We start from the raw sequence: 16887 nt of genomic DNA on the forward strand, positions 1-16887 counted from the left end.
GGCCCAGTCCCCCGCGGGGGACTGGGCCACTGCTCTTTGTGCGGCTCCCGAATGGTCTGGAGGGTGGTCAGCCTCAACCGGTGACGTACTGCTGCATGCCGGGCACCGTCAGGGTCCCGCCGAACTGCCCGGCCTGGGTGACCTTCACGTTCGTGAAGTAGATGAAGGGGATGTTCAGCGGCGGCGGGCTGTCCGGGCTGAAGGTGATCGGGATCAGACCGAGCAGATTGCCCGAAATGCTCTCGGTGTACATCACCGTCTTGCCGTCACGGATGGTGGACGTCGTGCCCTTGCCCGCCTGGACGTGGTACGTCTTGCCGTTGTCGCCGTCGACGAGCTGGTGCAGATCGCCGATGTCGGTGCCATCGGAGATCACGTACTTCAGGACCTTCTTCACGGTGCCGTTGGCGGTGCGCACCTTGACGACGCCCTGGTAGTCCGCGCCCCTGAGCGTCAGCGAGCTGGCCTGAAGGTGCCAGGGGGCGTCGGGCAGAGCCACGATCTTCTCCACGCCGCCCTCGTCGTCGGTGGCTGCGACGCAGTCGTCCGGCACGCTCGGGCTCGCGGAGACGCTCGGGACGGCGGACTCGACCGACTTCACGGCGTCACCGGCCGCCTTGGTGGCATCGGAGACCGTCTTCGTCGCCGTGTCCGTGGTGTCCTTCACGGTCTTGTTGACCGTGTCGGTGAGCTGCTTGGTCGTGTCCTTGACGGTGGTGGACGCCGTGTCCTTCGCGGTCTCCTTCGTCGAGGACGCCGAGGAGGCGGAGGGCGTGGGGGTGGCGCTCGTGGACGTACTCGAACCGCCCGTGAGGACACCTCCGATCGCGTCTCCGAGGGTCCCCAGCAGGCCGCCGCCCTGGGAGGCCGAGGGAGTCGGCGTGCCGCCGCCCGACGGCTTGCCGGACGTGCCCGTCGAGGAGGCGGACGGCTTCGGCGTGACCTTGTCGTCGGAACCTGAATCCGACGAAGAGGTCTTGCCCGGCGAGCTGTCCGTCTTGCCCGGCGAGGCCGAGGGCGTCGGCTGAGCCGTACCGGCGGACTCGGACGCACTCGCGGAGGCGGACGGCGACGGCGAGGACGAGGAGTCCTTGGAGCCGTCCACCGCCTCCACGCACTTCTGGTACTCGTCGACCGACATGCTCTTGGCCGGGTGGTCGTCGGCACGGGCGAACGTGGCGTTGAGCCCGACTCCCATGAAGACGGCGGTCGGCATCGCGGCCATGGCTATCGCCTTGCCCGCCGGCATGTGGAACCTGGTGAACAGCGGCTTCTTGGGTGCCGCGTGGCGCGGCCCGGTTCTCACACGGGACGCGTCCACGTCCGTCCCGTGGGTCACCTCGTCAGCCGGCACTGTGCCTCCCGTTCGTCCCGTTGAGCGGGGTCGTTCCTGACAGGTCGTCCTGCGCGCTCACCCCGTCCGCGGCCTCGAACGGGCTGTCCTCATCAGCCGTTCCGGCCTCCTGCCCCTGCGGCTTCGCTACACCCGGGGCCCACGACACGGCCATGGCACCGCCGATCAAGGCGAAGAGGAAGCCGACCACGAAGCCACCGAAGTTGGAGACAGGCAGGGACACCAGGGCCAGCAGGATCGCCGCGACACCCGCGAAGACTCGTACGTGCTGCTGGAACCACAGGGTCAGGCCCAGGACGACGAGGAGCACGCCGATGATCAGGGACCCGGCTCCGGCAGTGGTCGCCATCGCCACCGTGAGCTGACCGATCTTGAGGTGCGCATACGGGAAGTACATGATCGGAAAGCCGCTGAGCAGGACGAAGAGTCCGGCCCAGAATGGGCGGGTGCCCCGCCAGTCGCGGAAGCGCCGCCGGTAGACGCGGAGATAGTGCTCGTTCTGCGCGGGCGACTCGGCGTTCATCGAATAGCTCCCTGGAGCGGTATTGCTGAGGTGAGGGGGTTGTGCGGCAGTGATGTGCAAGTAGTGAAGGTGAGGGTGGAGAGGGAACGGGCGGGGAAGGCCAGTGGCTCCCCCGCCCGTCAGCGAGTGCTTAGTAGCACTCGACGCCCTGGCCGCTGCCCCACTGCAGACCCATGTGCAGGTTCGCGAGCTTGAAGGTGCCGGCGGTGGTCGCCCACGCCGTCTGCTTCACGCCGGTCAGCGTGGCCGAGTCGGCCTGCTGAGCGAACCCGAAGGGGTTGGCCTTCTTCTGCTGGATCTCGTCGGCCTTGGGCTTCGGGCCCTTGGTGACGCTACCGGCCGCGACGCCGATGTCGATCCCCTTGAAGACCGCCTGGTCCGAGTCGAGGTTCGAGACGTCGATGAAGAGCTGGTCCGCCTGGACGTCCGTGCCCTTGTCACCCGCAGTCAGCTTGAGAGTGACCGACTTGCCCAGGAACGGGATCGGGGTGACCACGGACTGGCACATGTTGGTGATGCTGGCGTGGTCGAACGCCGAGACCGCCACCGGGTGCGCCTGGTCCGTGCTGCCGTCGAGGCTCTTGCCCGAGTCGACCGCGCCGTACTGCGTGAAGCCGGTGCCGACCAGCTGGCCGGCACTCACCTTGAACTCCTGCCCCGAAACACTGAACGAGGCGGCGAGTGCGCCCTGCGCGAGGGCCACGCCTATCGCTGCTGTCGCGGCGACGCTGGGCACCATGACCACAGCGAACCGCTTCCATCTGGTCCCGCCACGCACTTGGGACTCCATGTTTCCTCCTTCTCGGACGTACATCTCCTGACCCCAGCTCGCTACCGGTCGGCGGCTCAGCCGGGCAGGGATGGGAGAAGTGCTACGTCCTCGGGAAGGAGAGCGCCCGCACTCGGAGGCGCGAACTGCGCCCGAATCACCGGCGATCACCCCCGAGCGACAACCACTGGTCGCGCCTGACACGCATCACGCACAACCTGCCGGACAGGCTCCGCAACAGCGGAGACCCCCCTGTCCAGGACCCGACGCCACTGCCGCCGGCTCCTGCCCGGTGGGGACCCACCGAAGACCCGTTGACCCGGCTGGCAGGCGGGTACGGCGATGGACCGAGCGTCGCCGATCGTGGTGCATTCTCGCCGCCCCCGCAAGGGGGTTCGTTACTGGCTAGTAACGGCCGGATAACCGCGCCACGACGCGGCGGCATCAAACCGCAACTCTTCGTGGCGCAAAGGGAGATGACGAAACGGTTGAAGAAGGGACAGAAGCCGACAGAACCAGGGCCTCGACTTACTCCAAGTAACAGCGGCCGCGATTACCAAGATTTGGTAAAGCGCGGCCGCTGTGTGCCTCCGTCGGCGAATCTTTCACTCGGGCATCACATGCCCGTCCGTTTAGCGACTGGTCAGAACAGCGCCCGCGCGAGCGCCCTGCGCGCCGCGGTCACACGCGGGTCCTCGGCGCCGACCACCTCGAAGAGTTCCAGCAGCCGCAGCCGTGCGGTGTCCCGGTCCTCCCCCGCCGTGCGCTGCACCGTCTCGACGAGCCGCCCGAACGCGTCCTCCACATGACCGCCCACCAGATCCAGGTCCGACGCGGCGATCTGTGCCGCCACGTCACCCGGCTTCTCCGCGGCGTTCTTGCGCACCTGCTGCGGGTCGAGGTCCTGCACCCGCTGCAGCAACTCGGCCTGCGCGAGGCCCAGCTTGGCCTCGGTGTTGCCCGGGTCGTCGCTCAGCACGTTCCTGTAGGCCTGGACCGCCCCGCCCAAGTCGCCCGCGTCCAGGGCCTGCACGGCCGCCTCGAGCAACGCGTCATAGGGCCCTGCGGGGGCCTGGACGGGCGTCTCGGCGCCGCCCGGCTCGGCATCGGGGTCGACGGTCAGGCCGGTCAGTCCGAAGCGCTCCTCGGCGACCTGGACGAGCTGGTCCAGGGTCGCGCGGATCTGCTGCTCGGGGGCGGCACCCTGGAAGAGGGGCAGCGCCTGCCCGGCGACTACGGCGAAGACGGCCGGGATCCCCTGGATGCCGAACTGCTGCATCAGCATCTGGTTGGCGTCGACATCGATCTTGGCGAGCACGAACCGGCCGCTGTACTCATGGGCCAGCCGCTCCAGGACCGGGCTCAGCTGCTTGCAGGGCTGACACCACTCGGCCCAGAAGTCGATGACGACCGGGACCTCGGTGGACCGCTGCAGGACGTCGCGCTCGAACCCCGCCTCGTCGACGTCGATGACGAGGTCGGCCGGGGAGACCGCCCCTCCCCCGCCCTGACGGGCCGCTTCGGCGCGCGCCTGCTCCGCCTTCGCCTTGGCATCCTGGGCTGCTTTCACCGCGGCGAGGTCGACGACTCCGCTCATGGACATGTTCCGTGGCTGCATGAGTACATCCTCCCCCCTTCGAAACGCCGCTGTGAAAAGCCCTGTGAAAAGCTGTGCCCGGCGGTGCCGGTCCGGTGTTGACGTCGGTCCTGTGATGCTCTGCGCCGGGTCCCCACTCGGCGCCGGTGGTCGTCGCTCGCGCGCACGCGTCACATCGGGACGCACACGCTTTCGCTACGAGTCGTAGCGTAACTGTCCCCGGGGGTCCCCGGGGCCGCTCCACCGGTGATCTCCCTCACCACTTCACATGACGTCCGGAAATGGCGGTGGACCCGGCCGGATATGGTCACAGGCATGCAAAGCAGCACCTCCGCCGCCCGCACCGGACGCCCGCGCAACGCCGCCGCGGACGCCGCGATCCTCCGGGCGACCCGACAGGCGCTGGTCGAACTGGGCTGGTCGAAGCTGACCCTGGGGGACGTGGCGACCCGGGCGGGGGTCGCTAAGACGACCCTGTACCGCCGCTGGGCGGGCAAGAAGGAACTCGTGGTGGACGCGGTGGCGGAGCTCTTCGACGAGCTGGAGCTCCCCGACCGCGGCAGTCTGCAGGCGGACGTGGAGGGGGTCGTCCTCCAGTTCGCCGCCCTCCTTGAACAGCCGGCGACCAAGACCGCGCTGATGGCGGTCGTCGCCGAGGCCACACATGACGAGGCGCTGCGGCAACGGATCCGGGAGGCGATCGTCGACCGGCAGAAGCGGCTGGTGATCGAGGGCCGCCGACGGGCCCAGAGCCGCGGCGAGATCCCCGCCGACGACGCCGACCCCGCCCCGCAGGTCGACCTGATCTTCGACATGATCGCGGGCGCCGTCGTGCACCGCACGCTCGTCTCCTGCGAACCCATCGACGCCGACTGGGCGTCGCGCTTCACCTCGGTGCTGCTCGGCGGGCTGGCGACGGACGCCGACTGACGGCGCGCCGCAGGATTACCGACGGTAAGGCCTACACCGAAAAGTCTTCCGGCCTGCGACCCCGGATGTTCACCATCTTGCGGCGCACACCTCTTGCCTGGCTGTCATGTCATCGTCATGCTTGTCCGCGGCGAATCTACCCGCATAGATCCGCTGTCACGGCTCCAACTGAACAGTGAGACACGGCTCCATCCGTCAGTGAGACATCGACCACTCTCCCCAGGAGGATCGATCCACGTGAGACCCAGTCTCCCCCGCCGACGCGGCCTCGCTGCCGTCGCGGCGTCCCTGGTCGCGCTCTGCGCCGGCCAGACCCTGAGCGCCCTGCCCGCGACGGCCGCCCCGAAGGCCCCCGCCCCCGCCTCCGCCGTCGTCGCGGCCGAGGACCACGCCGCACAGGCGATAGCCGGCTCGCTCACCGACTCCGCCTGGCGCGCCCACGTCCGGAGCGCGGCGCTCACGTCCGACGAGGTGGCCGTCACCCCCCTCGCCGGCAAGGCAGGCGGCAGCCTCAGGTCCACCCTCGCCGCAGCCGACCGCCGTATCGCCGCCGCCAAGGGCCTGCACTCCGGAGTCGGTTCGCTGCTCCGGCTGCGGCTCGGGGACAGCTCCATGCGCGCGGCGCTGGCCGCCGGGGTCACGCCCTGGGTGGCCGCCGCCACCGCGGACGACGACGCCGCCACCGTCACCGCCTACGACAGCCGGGGCCGGGCCCACACGATCGACGCCCGCAAGGCGCCCTCGCACCCGGTGTACGTCGTGGACATCGACGGCGCCAAGGCGCTGTCCGCCGGTCTGGGCGTCCTGAACGAGGAACTCACCCGCTACGGCGTGGCCTCCGCCGCGTCGGCCCCGCAGCAGGCCCGCACGGCCGCTCCGCGGGCCCAGGCGGCCACCGGGGGCTTCTGGACCACCCGCATCACCTCGGTCCGGCTCGCGGACGACGAGGAGCCCTGGATCAAGGGCGACGCCGAGATCTACACCCTCGTCACCGGCTTCGGCCAGGACGGCACGGCCCGGGTCGACCCCGTCGACATGCCGTACCTGGACAACGACAACACCACGTACTACCCCAACCAGATCCTGGTGAACTGGTCGAACTACAAGTACAACCTCGCCGACGCCGTGATGATGGAGGACGACGGCAGCACCAACTACCGCGACCTCGCCAAGGCGATCGCCACGGCGCTGCTCACCATCGCCGACCAGGGCACCTACATCCCGCTGGTGAACGCGGTCCTGGACGCCATGCCGAACGACTGGTGGACGGACGACCCGGACTACGTCGACTCCTGGTACACCCTGGCCCAGAGCGACAACGGCACCCGCTACGGCGCTCGCGGCAACGGCTGGATGACGGTACAGCCGTACTTCGTGCAGGAGTTCTGAGAACACCGGCGGTCGACCACACAAACGGGCCGGCGGGAACCTGGTTCCCGCCGGCCCTTTCGCATTTGGCCCTCAGAACTGCACGGGCTCGGTGTACGTGCCCCACTCGTCGCGCAGCGCCCCGCAGATCTCCCCGAGCGTGGCCTCCGCCCGAATGGCGTCCAGCATCGGCTCGATCATGTTGGCCCCGGACCGCGCGGCGGCCAGCATGCCGTCGAGCGCGGTACGCACCGCGTTCTCGTCCCGCCCGGCCTTGCGCTCGCGCAGGACCCGGACCTGCTCGCGCTCCACCTCGTGGCTGACCCGCAGGATCTCCAGATCGCCGGTGACCGAGCCGGTGTGGACGTTCACGCCCACCACCCTCTTCTCGCCCTTCTCCAGCGACTGCTGGTAGCGGAACGCGGACTCCGCGATCTCGCCCGTGAACCAGCCGTCCTCGATGCCCCGCAGTATCCCGGAGGTCACCGGCCCGATGGGGTGCTGACCGTCGGGATGCGCCCGCAGACCCCGCTCCTTGATCTGGTCGAAGATCTTCTCGGCGTCCGCCTCGATCCGGTCCGTCAGCTGCTCGACGTACCAGGAACCGCCCAGCGGGTCGGCGACGTTGGCGACGCCGGTCTCCTCCATCAGCACCTGCTGTGTGCGCAGCGCGATCTCCGCGGCCTGCTGGCTGGGCAGCGCCAGGGTCTCGTCCAGGGCGTTGGTGTGCAGCGAGTTCGTCCCGCCCAGCACGGCCGCGAGCGCCTCCACCGCCGTGCGCACCACGTTGTTGTACGGCTGCTGCGCGGTCAGCGAGACACCGGCGGTCTGCGTGTGGAAGCGCAGCCACTGGGCCTTCTCACTGGTCGCCCCGTACACGTCGCGCATCCATCGCGCCCAGATCCGGCGCGCCGCCCGGAACTTGGCGATCTCCTCGAAGAAGTCGACGTGCGCGTCGAAGAAGAAGGACAGGCCGGGGGCGAACACGTTCACGTCCAGGCCGCGGCTGAGTCCCAGTTCCACGTACCCGAAGCCGTCCGCCAGCGTGTACGCGAGCTCCTGCGCGGCCGTCGCTCCGGCCTCCCGGATGTGGTACCCGGAGACGGACAGCGGCTTGTAGGCGGGGATGCCGGCGGCGCAGTGCTCCATCAGGTCGCCGATGAGGCGCAGATGCGGCTCGGGCTGGAAGAGCCACTCCTTCTGGGCGATGTACTCCTTGAAGATGTCGGTCTGCAGCGTGCCGTTGAGCACGGCGGGATCCACGCCCTGCCGCTCGGCGGCGACCAGGTACATGCAGAAGACCGGGACGGCCGGACCGCTGATCGTCATCGAGGTCGTGACATCGCCGAGCGGAATGTCCTTGAACAGGACCTCCATGTCCGCCGCCGAGTCGATCGCCACCCCGCAGTGCCCGACCTCGCCCATGGAACGGGGGTCGTCGGAGTCGCGGCCCATGAGGGTCGGCATGTCGAAGGCCACGCTCAGGCCCCCGCCGCCGGCCTCGAGGATCATCTTGTAGCGCTCGTTCGTCTGCTCGGCGTTGCCGAAGCCGGCGAACTGCCGGATGGTCCACGTCCGTCCCCGGTAGCCGGTCGGGTACAGGCCGCGGGTGAACGGATACTCACCCGGCCAGCCGATCCGCTCGAAGCCCTCGTACGTGTCCTGGGGTCGCGGACCGTACACCGGCTCGACGGGATCGCCGGAGAGCGTGGTGAAGTCCGCCTCGCGCTTGCGTGCGGCGTCGTAGCGGGCCTGCCAGCGTCGGCGGCCCTCCTCGATGGCGTCTGCGTCCATACCGTCGAATTTACTAGGACGTCCAAGTAAATGTCGACCGCTCAAGCCGGCGTGCTGATGAGAAGCCGATGAACGCGGGCCGAAAACCGCCGCACGAAGCCGTCGTACGGCGGTGGCAGCCGGGCCTCAGGCCTTGGCGACCGCCGGCGTCCCCTCCGCGAGCTTCGCCTCGAGCTCGTGGCTGACCTTGCGCTCGACGAAGAACGCGGCCGTCGGGATGGTTCCCGCCAGCAGGACCCACAGCTGCTTGCCGACCGGCCACTTCGCCTTGGAGCCCAGGTCGAAGGCGAAGACCAGGTACACCACGTACAGCCAGCCGTGCGCGATGCCGACGACGCGGGTGAAGTCCGCGGCGCCGTTCACGTCCAGCACGTACTTGGCGATCACACCGAGGGTCAGCAGGACCAGCAGCACGCCGGTGACGTAGGCCATCACGCGGTAGCGGGTCAGCACGCTCTTTTTCATGGGGACGAGGGTAACCGCCGGTTTCGGGCGATCTTCGGGCACCCCCGGGCCGGTACCCGAGCCTGTCAGTCGGCTTTGAAGTCGCCCGCGGCGACGCGCAGAGGGCGCAGCATCGCGAAGATCTCGCCGCACTCCTCCGCGTCGTACGCACCGAGCCCGAAGTCCATCGCCATCAGGTCGCGGGTGGCCGCGTCGCACACCTCACGGCCCTTGTCGGTGATGGAGGCGAGGGTGCCGCGGCCGTCGTTGGGATTGGGCCGCTTGGCGACGAGACCGGACTTCACCAGGCGGTCGACGGTGTTGGTGACCGAGGTCGGGTGCACCATCAGGCGCTCGCCGATCTTCGACATGGGCAGTTCGCCCGCCTTGGAGAAGGTGAGCAGCACCAGCGCCTCGTACCGCGCGAAGGTCAGTCCGTACGGTTTGACGACCGCGTCGACCTCGGCCAGCAGAATCTGCTGCGCCCGCATGATCGAGGTGATCGCGGTCATGGACGGCACGTTCCCCCACCGCTGCTGCCAGTGCTCGTCGGCGCGGGCGATGGGATCGAAGGAGAGGCTGAGGGGCTTCGGCACGGCATCGACCTTACCCGCCGGTCATATGCTGGTCAGCCCTGTCTCGCTTTTCGGTCAGCCGGCCGCCCGGGCGCACACTGGAAGCGGAAGGCCAAGCGCCACGAGCGGGAACCTGGAGGTGGGCCATGAGCACCCTCGAAGAACACGTCGACGTCGGAGTCCCGGTCGACAAGGCCTGGAACACCATCCACCGGGTGGAGAACTATCCGCGCTTCGTGGGCGGAGTGCGCGACGCCCGGTCGGAGGCGGGTGGCCGGGCGCATCTGGACGTCGAGGCGGGCGGCCGGTCCCGGGAGTTCGAGGCCGAGGTCTCCGACCGCGGCGGGGAACGCGTGATGGAGTGGCACACCACGGAGGGTCCTGAACTGGCGGGCTCCTTCTCGTTGCAGCCGATCGAAGGGGACCGCACCCGGGTCCAGATACGGATCGAATACGACCCCGCCACCGTCCATGAGACGTTCGGCGGGCCCAAGGGCTTCGCCCAGGCCACTGCGATCGAGCGGCTCGTCCGCAGCGACCTCGAGCACTTCAAGGAGTACGTCGAAGCGGAGAAGTGAGCGGCAGGAGACCGCTGGGCACCATGGCCCCGGGTCCCCGGGCGTCCGCCGGGCCGGCAGGGTCCCGGTGGCGTCCGGCAGGCCCCGTCGCGCGCCGGGAGCGAACCGCGGGGCACCGCCGCTAGGGACGCGACGCCCGGCGCAGTGCGTGCCGCACCGCTCGCTGTGCCACCGGGCCCAGGTCGTCGAGTGCCGCCACCAGGGACGCCAGCTGGTCCAGGGCGGCCAGCGCCGCGCCCGCCCCCGGTGCGTCCACTCCCTCGTAGAGTTCGATCCCGACGAAGGAAGCCGACACCGCGCGCGCGAGTCCGCCTGCGTCGGCGAACTCCCCGAGCGGCGTCGTGGCCAGCACCCGGGCCAGCACCCGTTCGATCTCGGTGATCCACAGTTCGAGCCCCGCCGCCGTGGCCGGGGCGAGCCGGGGGTGGGTCTGCGCGCCGGCCAGCAGCTGGCCGAGCACCGCGACATGCCCCGCCGCCTTCTCCTCCTCGTGCATCTCGCGCCCGAACGCGAGCAGTTCCCCGAGGGTGCCGATCGCGTCCAGCCGGTCCCGGTAGCGGGCCACCCGCTGCTCCGTCCCGTACCGGCAGGCCGCCGCGAGCAACTCGTCCACCGAGCCGAAGTGGTAGAAGACGAGTGCCTGATTGACCCCGGCGGTCGCCGCGATCGTCCGGGCCGACGTCTTGGCGATCCCCTGCTCGGTGAGGGTTCGCAGCGCCCCCTCCAGCAGCTTCACCCTGGTCGCCTCGCTCACGCCCGCGCCTCCTCGCGCACCGGCCGCAGCCCGGGGCGCACCCCGTGCTCCCGCGCGTCCGCGTAGGTCGTGGTGAAGGACCCCTCGTAGCCGAACAGCGGCCCGAAGTACCGGTTCACCACGCGCACCCTGATCCGGAAGCGTCCCGCCGACTCGTCGAACGACTCCCGTACCTCCGCCTCGGCGCCGATGAGCTCCGGCACCCGCACGTCCACCGGCCCCTCCCGGAAACGGTGTTCGCCGGAGCGGATGAGCAGCGACCCGTCCGGCTCCGCGCGGAAGTGCAGATCGCTCGCCAGATGCTGGTGCGTGCCCAGGTAGTCCAGGACCCGGTCGCCCTTGGGGCTCAGGACCATCTGCGCGTCGAAGCGGCGAGCGCGCCCGGGAAGCCGGAAGGTGCGCACGAACGTCACCGTCTCGCGGCCGAAGGTGTCGGTGTAGGGCACGTTCTCGATGGTGAAGGGGACGTTCCGCCCCTGACGCGGGACGAGGATGTGACGGGTCGCGCCGAGCGCGAGGAACGGCTTGACGAACCCCCTGCCGTGCCAGACGCGGTCCATCACCCCGTGTCCGGTGCAGGCCTCGCCGCTCGCGAGCCCCATGGAGAAGCGGCGCCGCAGCTCCGGGTGCAGCCGCTCGAAGTCCGCGCCCATCACCGTACGGAAGATCGAGGTCATGACGGGTGCTCCAGGGTGGCGAGCAGACGCGGCGCGGTCACCCGCGTGGGCGGGGTGCGCAGACACCGGCGGGCGGCCGGGGTGCGGGACAGGGGCGACTTGGACAGGGCGACGCAGATGGCGACGGCCAGCAGCAGCGGATACAGATACGCCATCGTCGCGGCGAACGGGCCGAACAGGCCCAGGAACGGGTCCAGGCCGAGGCCGGTGCAGGAGACGGTGAGGACCAGGGCGCGGACGGCCAGTTCCAGCAGCCAGTTCGCCAGGGCGCGCTCCGGGGTGATCCCCCGCTCCAGCCACAGGCGGAGGCGGTCGAAGGACCAGGCGGTCGCCCAGCCCATGAGCGGCCGCAGGACCAGCCGGTCGGCGAGGGAGCCGAAGGCGCCCCAGCGCGGCCGGTAGTCGTACCCGGTCAGGAAGCGCACGCCGTCGCCGTCGGGCACGTACCGCCAGTAGCCGCTGCCCTCGGCGATCAGCGACAGCGGATGCGGTGAGGAGAACCGCAGCGCGGAGGTGCGTGTGCCGTCCGGTCGCGTCCTCTCCCCCGCCGACACGCCGGTCCCGGAGATCTTCAGGAAGGGCAGCACACGCGTCGCGTACCGGAAGCGCTGCGGCTCGCCCTCCGCGCGCGGCAGACAGTCGATCTCGGTGAACCGCAGGTCCCACCGCTGGTGCAGGGCGGGGTCCTGCGTGCGTTCCCACAGCTCGTCGAGGCCGGCGCGTATGTGCGCCTCTACGTAGAGCCCCATCCCGAATCCCCCAGGTCGATGCCCCGTTTGAGCGACCGCTCAAACAACTGGCCTGACACTACAGCAGGTTTGAGCGAACGCTCAAACCCCTGGTACGGAAAAACCCCGGCCCTAGGGACCGGGGTTCTCCGTTCACGGGCGGGGAGTTACTTGCCGGACAGATGCCGCTCCACCGTCTCCACCTTCGAGGTGAGGCCGTCGGTCACGCCCTGACGGATGTCCGCCTTCAGCACCACGGAGACCCGTGGCGCCCGCTCCTCGACCGCGGCGACGGCGCGCTTCACCACGTCCATCACCTCGTCCCACTCGCCCTCGATCGACGTGAACATGGCGTCGGTACGGTTCGGCAGACCCGATTCCCGAACCACCCGGACGGCGTCGGCGACGTACTCCCCCACGTCCTCGCCGACGCCCAGGGGCGTCACGGAGAAGGCGACGATCACGCGTTCACGATCCCTTCCTTGCGTGCGCGGGCGGCGATGACGGCGTTCTCGGCCTCGCGGCGCAGCTTGCGCTCGGCGAAGAAGCCGCCGGTCGGCAGCACGGAAAGGACGAAGTAGACGGCGGCGGTCCCGGCGGACCACCGGGCACGGTTCCAGGCGTCCGCCCAGAAGATCACGTACAGGATGAACAGGACCCCGTGGATCGCGCCCATGACGGGCACCGCATTGAAGTCGGTGGTGCGCTTCAGTACCGAGCAGACGAGCAGCAGCAGGAAGGAGACGGCCTCGGGGGCCGAGACCAGGCGGAGCCGGCGGAGGGCGGTGGCGGTCTTTATGTCCACGGGTCACCTTCGGTGGGAGAGTCGCTGACGACGCAGTCGCTTTGTGAACGTGTGCACAAGCCCGCCCATTGTGACATCCGGGAACCGGTGGATCCGGAACCGGGGGTGCGGGGTGTCGGCGCCCGGCTGCCGCGGAGTGCCGTCGCCGGGCCCGACCTCTCAGGGACGCGTCAGGGTCCGGATCCACCGCGCGACTCTGTCCGCTCCACCCGCCCGACCGCTACCTTCGCCACGTGGCGATGTTCCGACTTCAAGGAAGCAAGGTGCTGGCCGTCGACATGGCCGGGGACGCCGTGAAGGCCAAGAACGGCTCCATGGTGGCGTACGACGGGCAGATGGCCTTCAAGAAGCTCACCGGCGGCGGTGAGGGGCTCCGGGGAATGGTGACCCGCAGACTCACCGGCGAACAGATGACCGTGATGGAGGTGAAGGGGCATGGGACGTGCTGGTTCGCGGACCAGGCCACCGAGATCAACCTCGTGACCCTCCAGGGGGACAAGCTGTACGTCGAGTCGAGCAACCTGCTCGCGACGGACGCCGGTCTGCGCACCGGCACGACGTTCACCGGCCTGCGCGGCGCCTCCCAGGGCAACGGCCTGTTCACCACGACCGTCGAGGGCCACGGCCAGGCGGCGATCATGTCGGACGGTCCGGCGGTGGTACTGCGGGTGAGCGCCCAGTACCCGCTGACCGTCGACCCCGGCGCCTATGTGGCGCACCAGGGGAACCTGCGCCAGTCGTTCCAGTCGGGCGTGACGTTCCGCACATTCTTCGGCGAGGGCGGCGGCGAGGCCTTCCAGATCCGCTTCGAGGGGGACGGACTGGTGTACGTCCAGCCCAGCGAGCGCAAAACGATCGCGGGGGACGTCTGACATGGCCTTCCACGAACTGAACTCGAAGGTCGTCGAAGCGACGGTCGTACCGGGGCAGCGGCTGTTCAGCCAGCGCGGCGCGATGCTCGCCTACAAGGGCGACGTCTCCTTCACCCCGAACATCCAGGGCGGCCAGGGCGGGGTCATGTCGATGATCGGCCGCCGCATCGCGAACGAGGCGACGCCGCTGATGACGGTCGAGGGCAGCGGCACGGTGCTGTTCGGGCACGGCGGCCACCACATCCAGGTGATCCAGCTCACGGGCGACACCCTGTACGTCGAGGCGGACCGCCTGCTCGCCTTCGAGGGCACCCTCCAGCAGGGCACGATGTTCATGGGCTCCCAGGGCGGCGTCATGGGCCTGGTGCGCGGCCAGGTCACGGGCCAGGGCCTGTTCACCACCACGCTCAGGGGGCACGGTGCGGTCGCCGTGATGGCGCACGGCGGCGTCTTCGAGGTGCCGATCACCCCGCAGCGCCCGGTGCACGTCGACCCCCAGGCGTACGTGGCCCACCACGGCGACGTACGCAACAAGCTCTCCACGGCGCTCGGCTGGCGCGACATGGTGGGGCGCGGCTCCGGCGAGGCGTTCCAGCTGGAGCTGAGCGGCAGCGGTGTGGTCTACGTCCAGGCGTCGGAGGAGAAGCTGTGACCACCTACCCGGGCGCCGGCCCCGTCGTCCTCGACCCGATGACGCTGCCGGCCGACGACAACGTGAACAAGTACACCTTCTGCGTGGAGCTCAAGGGGAGCCAGTGGTTCCTGCAGAAGGGCAAGATGATCGCCTACTACGGCTCCATCGAGTTCAACGGGATCGGGCACGGACGACTCGACCGTATTGTCCGTACGTCCTTTCATTCGCCACTGCACGCGAGCGACTGGGTGGTGGCGGAGGGCTCGGGCAAGATGCTCCTCGCCGACCGGGCCTTCGACGTGAATTCGTATGACTTGGACGACGGCAATCTGACCATTCGCTCGGGCAACCTGCTCGCTTTTCAGCCAACTCTGTCCCTGAAGCAGTCGATCATCCCGGGCTTCCTGACGCTGATCGGAACCGGAAAGTTCGTGGCCGCGTCCAACGGTCCGGTGGTGTTCATGGAACCCCCGATCCGGGTGGACCCGCAGGCCCTGGTCGGCTGGGCCGACTGCCCGTCTCCGTGCCACCACTACGACCACGGGTATCTGACGGGCGTATGGGGCGGTCTACGTGCGATGACAGGGCTGGGCGGGGCCTCCGGGGAGGAGCACCAGTTCGAGTTCGTCGGGGCGGGCACAGTCCTGCTCCAGTCCTCGGAGACACTGATGGCCGAGCAGGCGACAGGAGCGGTCCCGCACGAGCCCGGGGTGCCGGGTGGCGGTGGGGTACCCGGTCACCAGGGGGCACCGGGGGCACCGCGCCTTCCCGGACAGCTGGGGGACGTCCAGCGTCGCTTCGGGCTGTGAGCGGTAGTCTGCGGAGTGTGACGTCGAACGCGTGCGCACAGTCACACCACCCTCACTAGTTCGCCTTTCAACCTTTTAGGTAGACTTCACTCATGGAGACCGAGACGGCCACGCGCTGGCTGACCGATGCGGAGCAATGCGCTTGGCGCACCCACCTGGAGGTCAACAGGCTGTTGACGTACCAGCTCGAAAGGGACCTCCAGCCGTTCGGCCTGACGATGAACGACTACGAGATTCTGGTGAATCTCTCGGAGTCGGAGGATATGCGGATGCGAATGAGCGACCTCGCCGCCGCCACCCTCCAGTCCAAGAGCCGCCTCTCGCACCAGATCACTCGTATGGAGAACTCGGACCTGGTACGCCGCGAGAACTGCGAGTCCGACCGCAGGGGGCTGTTCGCCGTCCTCACGGACCACGGCCTGGAGACGATGAAGAAGGTCGCGCCCTACCACGTGGCGTCGGTGCGGCGGCACTTCATGGATCTGCTGCCCCCCGACGACCTGGAACACCTGCACAAGTCCCTGGGCCCGATCGCCGAGCATCTGCGGGGCCAGCGGGGCAAGCCGTAGCGCCACGGCGGGGCGGGTTGCCACCGCGCACCCCGCCCCGCCCCGGACGCGAGTCCTTCGCCCCGGGCACGCCCGCGGAGACCCACGACGGTCGCCGCGTACCGTGCCCGTCGTGCCGCTGCGCGCCCCGGAGACCCCGGAGCGGGCCCTGAGGGGCAGACGCCGCGGCCCACCGGCGTGGACCGGCCGAACCATCGGCACCGACCGCCGTGTCGGCCTGGGCGCCGGGCCTGGAGACGCAGGCCCGGCGCCTGGGGCGACTGGTCCGCGATCAGATAGGTGAAGCCGAAGGCCAGAGCGATGAACGGCCCTGACGGGCCGCGGCCTGTCAGGACTGCGAGGTCGAGGACAGGCCCACAAGGCCGCGGCGGGGCACGACTAGTGGCCGTCAGGCCCCGCGCAAGCCGCGCGGCCCCCGCCAGGACGGCGGGGCCAGGGCGGGCCGCACACGGCCCGTGCCACGGCAACGACCGGCACCGGACACGATCCGCCAACCAGCGGTCAGGCACGGCGCACCGGCTGGTCGCCGGCCCCACCACCAGCACCCGGGTACAACTCGACAGCCGGCCGGTCAGCCCACCACCGGGCATCCCGGCGCGCCTGTCAGCCGTTCGTCAGGCCGCCAGCGGCGCCCAAGGGCGACCGAACACCCGGCGGTCAGCCACTGAGACCGGCACCCCGGCATGACCCGCGCACCAGGCCGTCAGGCCCGCGTTGGACGCGAGGCCACCGTCAGGGGGCGAGGTCAGGGCGTGCTGCACAAGGCCGCTGTCGTGTAACGACCAGCACCGGGCGCGACCCGCCACGGGCACCGCGGCAAGGCTTGTCGGCCGGTCGCCAGGCCCACCAGCGGCGCCCGGGCACAACCCGGCGGCCGACTGCCTACACCGCCACCAGCCACCCCCGGCGCGGCCCGTCAGCCCTTCGTCAGGCCTGCAACCGGGCACCGCGGGACCAGGCGGTCAGCCCACCAGCGGCGCCCAAGCACGGCGCGTCGGCTGGTCGCCGATACCGGCACCCAGGCACCACCTGACACCCCGCCGCACGGGCCCCCACCAGCACCCGGGCACAACTCGACAGCCGGCCGGTCAGCCCACCACCGGGCAT

General features: G+C 69.8%; 19 protein-coding genes. 7 read left to right on the top strand and 12 right to left on the bottom strand.

Annotated elements, in window-relative coordinates; all coding sequences use genetic code 11:
- Nucleotides 1-73: 73 nt before the first annotated feature.
- The 4 genes from ABZ904_RS31480 to ABZ904_RS31495 form a co-directional block, all read right to left on the bottom strand.
- A complete protein-coding gene (locus ABZ904_RS31480) occupies nt 74-1354 on the bottom strand; it encodes a hypothetical protein (RefSeq protein WP_359395342.1) in 1281 nt (426 codons plus the stop codon).
- On the bottom strand, nt 1344-1877 hold the full coding sequence (locus ABZ904_RS31485; protein ID WP_359395344.1) for a DUF6114 domain-containing protein: 534 nt from the start codon (nt 1875-1877) through the stop codon (nt 1344-1346). The genes ABZ904_RS31480 and ABZ904_RS31485 overlap by 11 nt, the downstream gene beginning before the upstream one ends.
- A gap of 130 nt (nt 1878-2007) precedes the next feature.
- Entirely contained in the window at nt 2008-2667 is a 660-nt protein-coding gene (locus ABZ904_RS31490) for a DUF6230 family protein (RefSeq protein ID WP_359395346.1), read from the bottom strand.
- Nucleotides 2668-3289: 622 nt separating this feature from the next.
- Nucleotides 3290-4264 carry a tetratricopeptide repeat protein gene (locus ABZ904_RS31495; RefSeq protein WP_359395348.1) on the bottom strand — a complete coding sequence of 325 codons (975 nt, stop codon included), beginning with the start codon at nt 4262-4264 and terminating at the stop codon, nt 3290-3292.
- Between the two features lie 294 nt (nt 4265-4558).
- Here ABZ904_RS31495 and ABZ904_RS31500 point away from each other — a divergent pair, with 294 nt between their 5' ends.
- Nucleotides 4559-5173: a TetR/AcrR family transcriptional regulator gene (locus ABZ904_RS31500; RefSeq protein WP_359395350.1), complete on the top strand. Its 615-nt coding sequence runs from the start codon at nt 4559-4561 to the stop codon at nt 5171-5173.
- A 237-nt stretch (nt 5174-5410) separates the two neighbouring features.
- On the top strand, nt 5411-6562 hold the full coding sequence (locus ABZ904_RS31505; protein ID WP_359395352.1) for a DUF3103 family protein: 1152 nt from the start codon (nt 5411-5413) through the stop codon (nt 6560-6562).
- Nucleotides 6563-6634: 72 nt separating this feature from the next.
- Here ABZ904_RS31505 and ABZ904_RS31510 read toward each other — a convergent pair whose 3' ends face one another.
- From ABZ904_RS31510 to ABZ904_RS31520, 3 genes are all read right to left on the bottom strand, one after another.
- Nucleotides 6635-8335, bottom strand: a complete 1701-nt coding sequence (locus tag ABZ904_RS31510; RefSeq protein WP_359395355.1) for a methylmalonyl-CoA mutase family protein — start codon at nt 8333-8335, stop codon at nt 6635-6637.
- A 126-nt stretch (nt 8336-8461) separates the two neighbouring features.
- Entirely contained in the window at nt 8462-8800 is a 339-nt protein-coding gene (locus tag ABZ904_RS31515) for a DUF3817 domain-containing protein (RefSeq protein ID WP_359395358.1), read from the bottom strand.
- Nucleotides 8801-8865: 65 nt separating this feature from the next.
- Nucleotides 8866-9375, bottom strand: coding sequence for a MarR family transcriptional regulator (locus ABZ904_RS31520; protein ID WP_359395360.1), 510 nt, complete (start codon nt 9373-9375; stop codon nt 8866-8868).
- 125 nt (nt 9376-9500) lie between these two features.
- Between ABZ904_RS31520 and ABZ904_RS31525 the strand changes: the two genes are divergently transcribed.
- Nucleotides 9501-9932 (top strand): SRPBCC family protein, encoded by a 432-nt coding sequence (locus ABZ904_RS31525; RefSeq protein WP_359395363.1) that lies wholly within the window; start codon nt 9501-9503, stop codon nt 9930-9932.
- Nucleotides 9933-10053: 121 nt separating this feature from the next.
- On the opposite strand, the gene ABZ904_RS31530 is transcribed toward ABZ904_RS31525, so the two are convergent.
- The 5 genes from ABZ904_RS31530 to ABZ904_RS31550 form a co-directional block, all read right to left on the bottom strand.
- On the bottom strand, nt 10054-10686 hold the full coding sequence (locus ABZ904_RS31530; protein ID WP_359395365.1) for a helix-turn-helix domain-containing protein: 633 nt from the start codon (nt 10684-10686) through the stop codon (nt 10054-10056).
- Nucleotides 10683-11363 carry a DUF4166 domain-containing protein gene (locus ABZ904_RS31535; RefSeq protein WP_359395368.1) on the bottom strand — a complete coding sequence of 227 codons (681 nt, stop codon included), beginning with the start codon at nt 11361-11363 and terminating at the stop codon, nt 10683-10685. Before ABZ904_RS31535 ends, ABZ904_RS31530 begins: the two co-directional genes overlap by 4 nt.
- The gene (locus tag ABZ904_RS31540; protein WP_360995086.1) at nt 11360-12112 is read right to left on the bottom strand and encodes a hypothetical protein; all 753 of its coding nucleotides are present in this window, start codon (nt 12110-12112) and stop codon (nt 11360-11362) included. The genes ABZ904_RS31535 and ABZ904_RS31540 overlap by 4 nt, the downstream gene beginning before the upstream one ends.
- A 146-nt stretch (nt 12113-12258) precedes the next feature.
- Nucleotides 12259-12555, bottom strand: a complete 297-nt coding sequence (locus ABZ904_RS31545) for an MTH1187 family thiamine-binding protein (RefSeq protein WP_359395372.1) — start codon at nt 12553-12555, stop codon at nt 12259-12261.
- Nucleotides 12552-12896 (bottom strand): DUF3817 domain-containing protein, encoded by a 345-nt coding sequence (locus ABZ904_RS31550; protein ID WP_359395374.1) that lies wholly within the window; start codon nt 12894-12896, stop codon nt 12552-12554. Before ABZ904_RS31550 ends, ABZ904_RS31545 begins: the two co-directional genes overlap by 4 nt.
- 239 nt (nt 12897-13135) lie before the next feature.
- Between ABZ904_RS31550 and ABZ904_RS31555 the strand changes: the two genes are divergently transcribed.
- From ABZ904_RS31555 to ABZ904_RS31570, 4 genes are all read left to right on the top strand, one after another.
- Nucleotides 13136-13768 carry an AIM24 family protein gene (locus ABZ904_RS31555; RefSeq protein ID WP_359395586.1) on the top strand — a complete coding sequence of 211 codons (633 nt, stop codon included), beginning with the start codon at nt 13136-13138 and terminating at the stop codon, nt 13766-13768.
- 1 nt (nt 13769) lies between these two features.
- Nucleotides 13770-14420: an AIM24 family protein gene (locus tag ABZ904_RS31560; RefSeq protein WP_359395377.1), complete on the top strand. Its 651-nt coding sequence runs from the start codon at nt 13770-13772 to the stop codon at nt 14418-14420.
- A complete protein-coding gene (locus ABZ904_RS31565) occupies nt 14417-15211 on the top strand; it encodes an AIM24 family protein (RefSeq protein WP_361827059.1) in 795 nt (264 codons plus the stop codon). The genes ABZ904_RS31560 and ABZ904_RS31565 overlap by 4 nt, the downstream gene beginning before the upstream one ends.
- A 92-nt stretch (nt 15212-15303) precedes the next feature.
- Nucleotides 15304-15780 (top strand): MarR family transcriptional regulator, encoded by a 477-nt coding sequence (locus ABZ904_RS31570; protein ID WP_359395382.1) that lies wholly within the window; start codon nt 15304-15306, stop codon nt 15778-15780.
- Nucleotides 15781-16887: the final 1107 nt, after the last annotated feature.

Origin of the sequence: Streptomyces sp. NPDC046900, from assembly GCF_040644975.1 — a bacterium.
Lineage (GTDB): Bacteria > Actinomycetota > Actinomycetes > Streptomycetales > Streptomycetaceae > Streptomyces.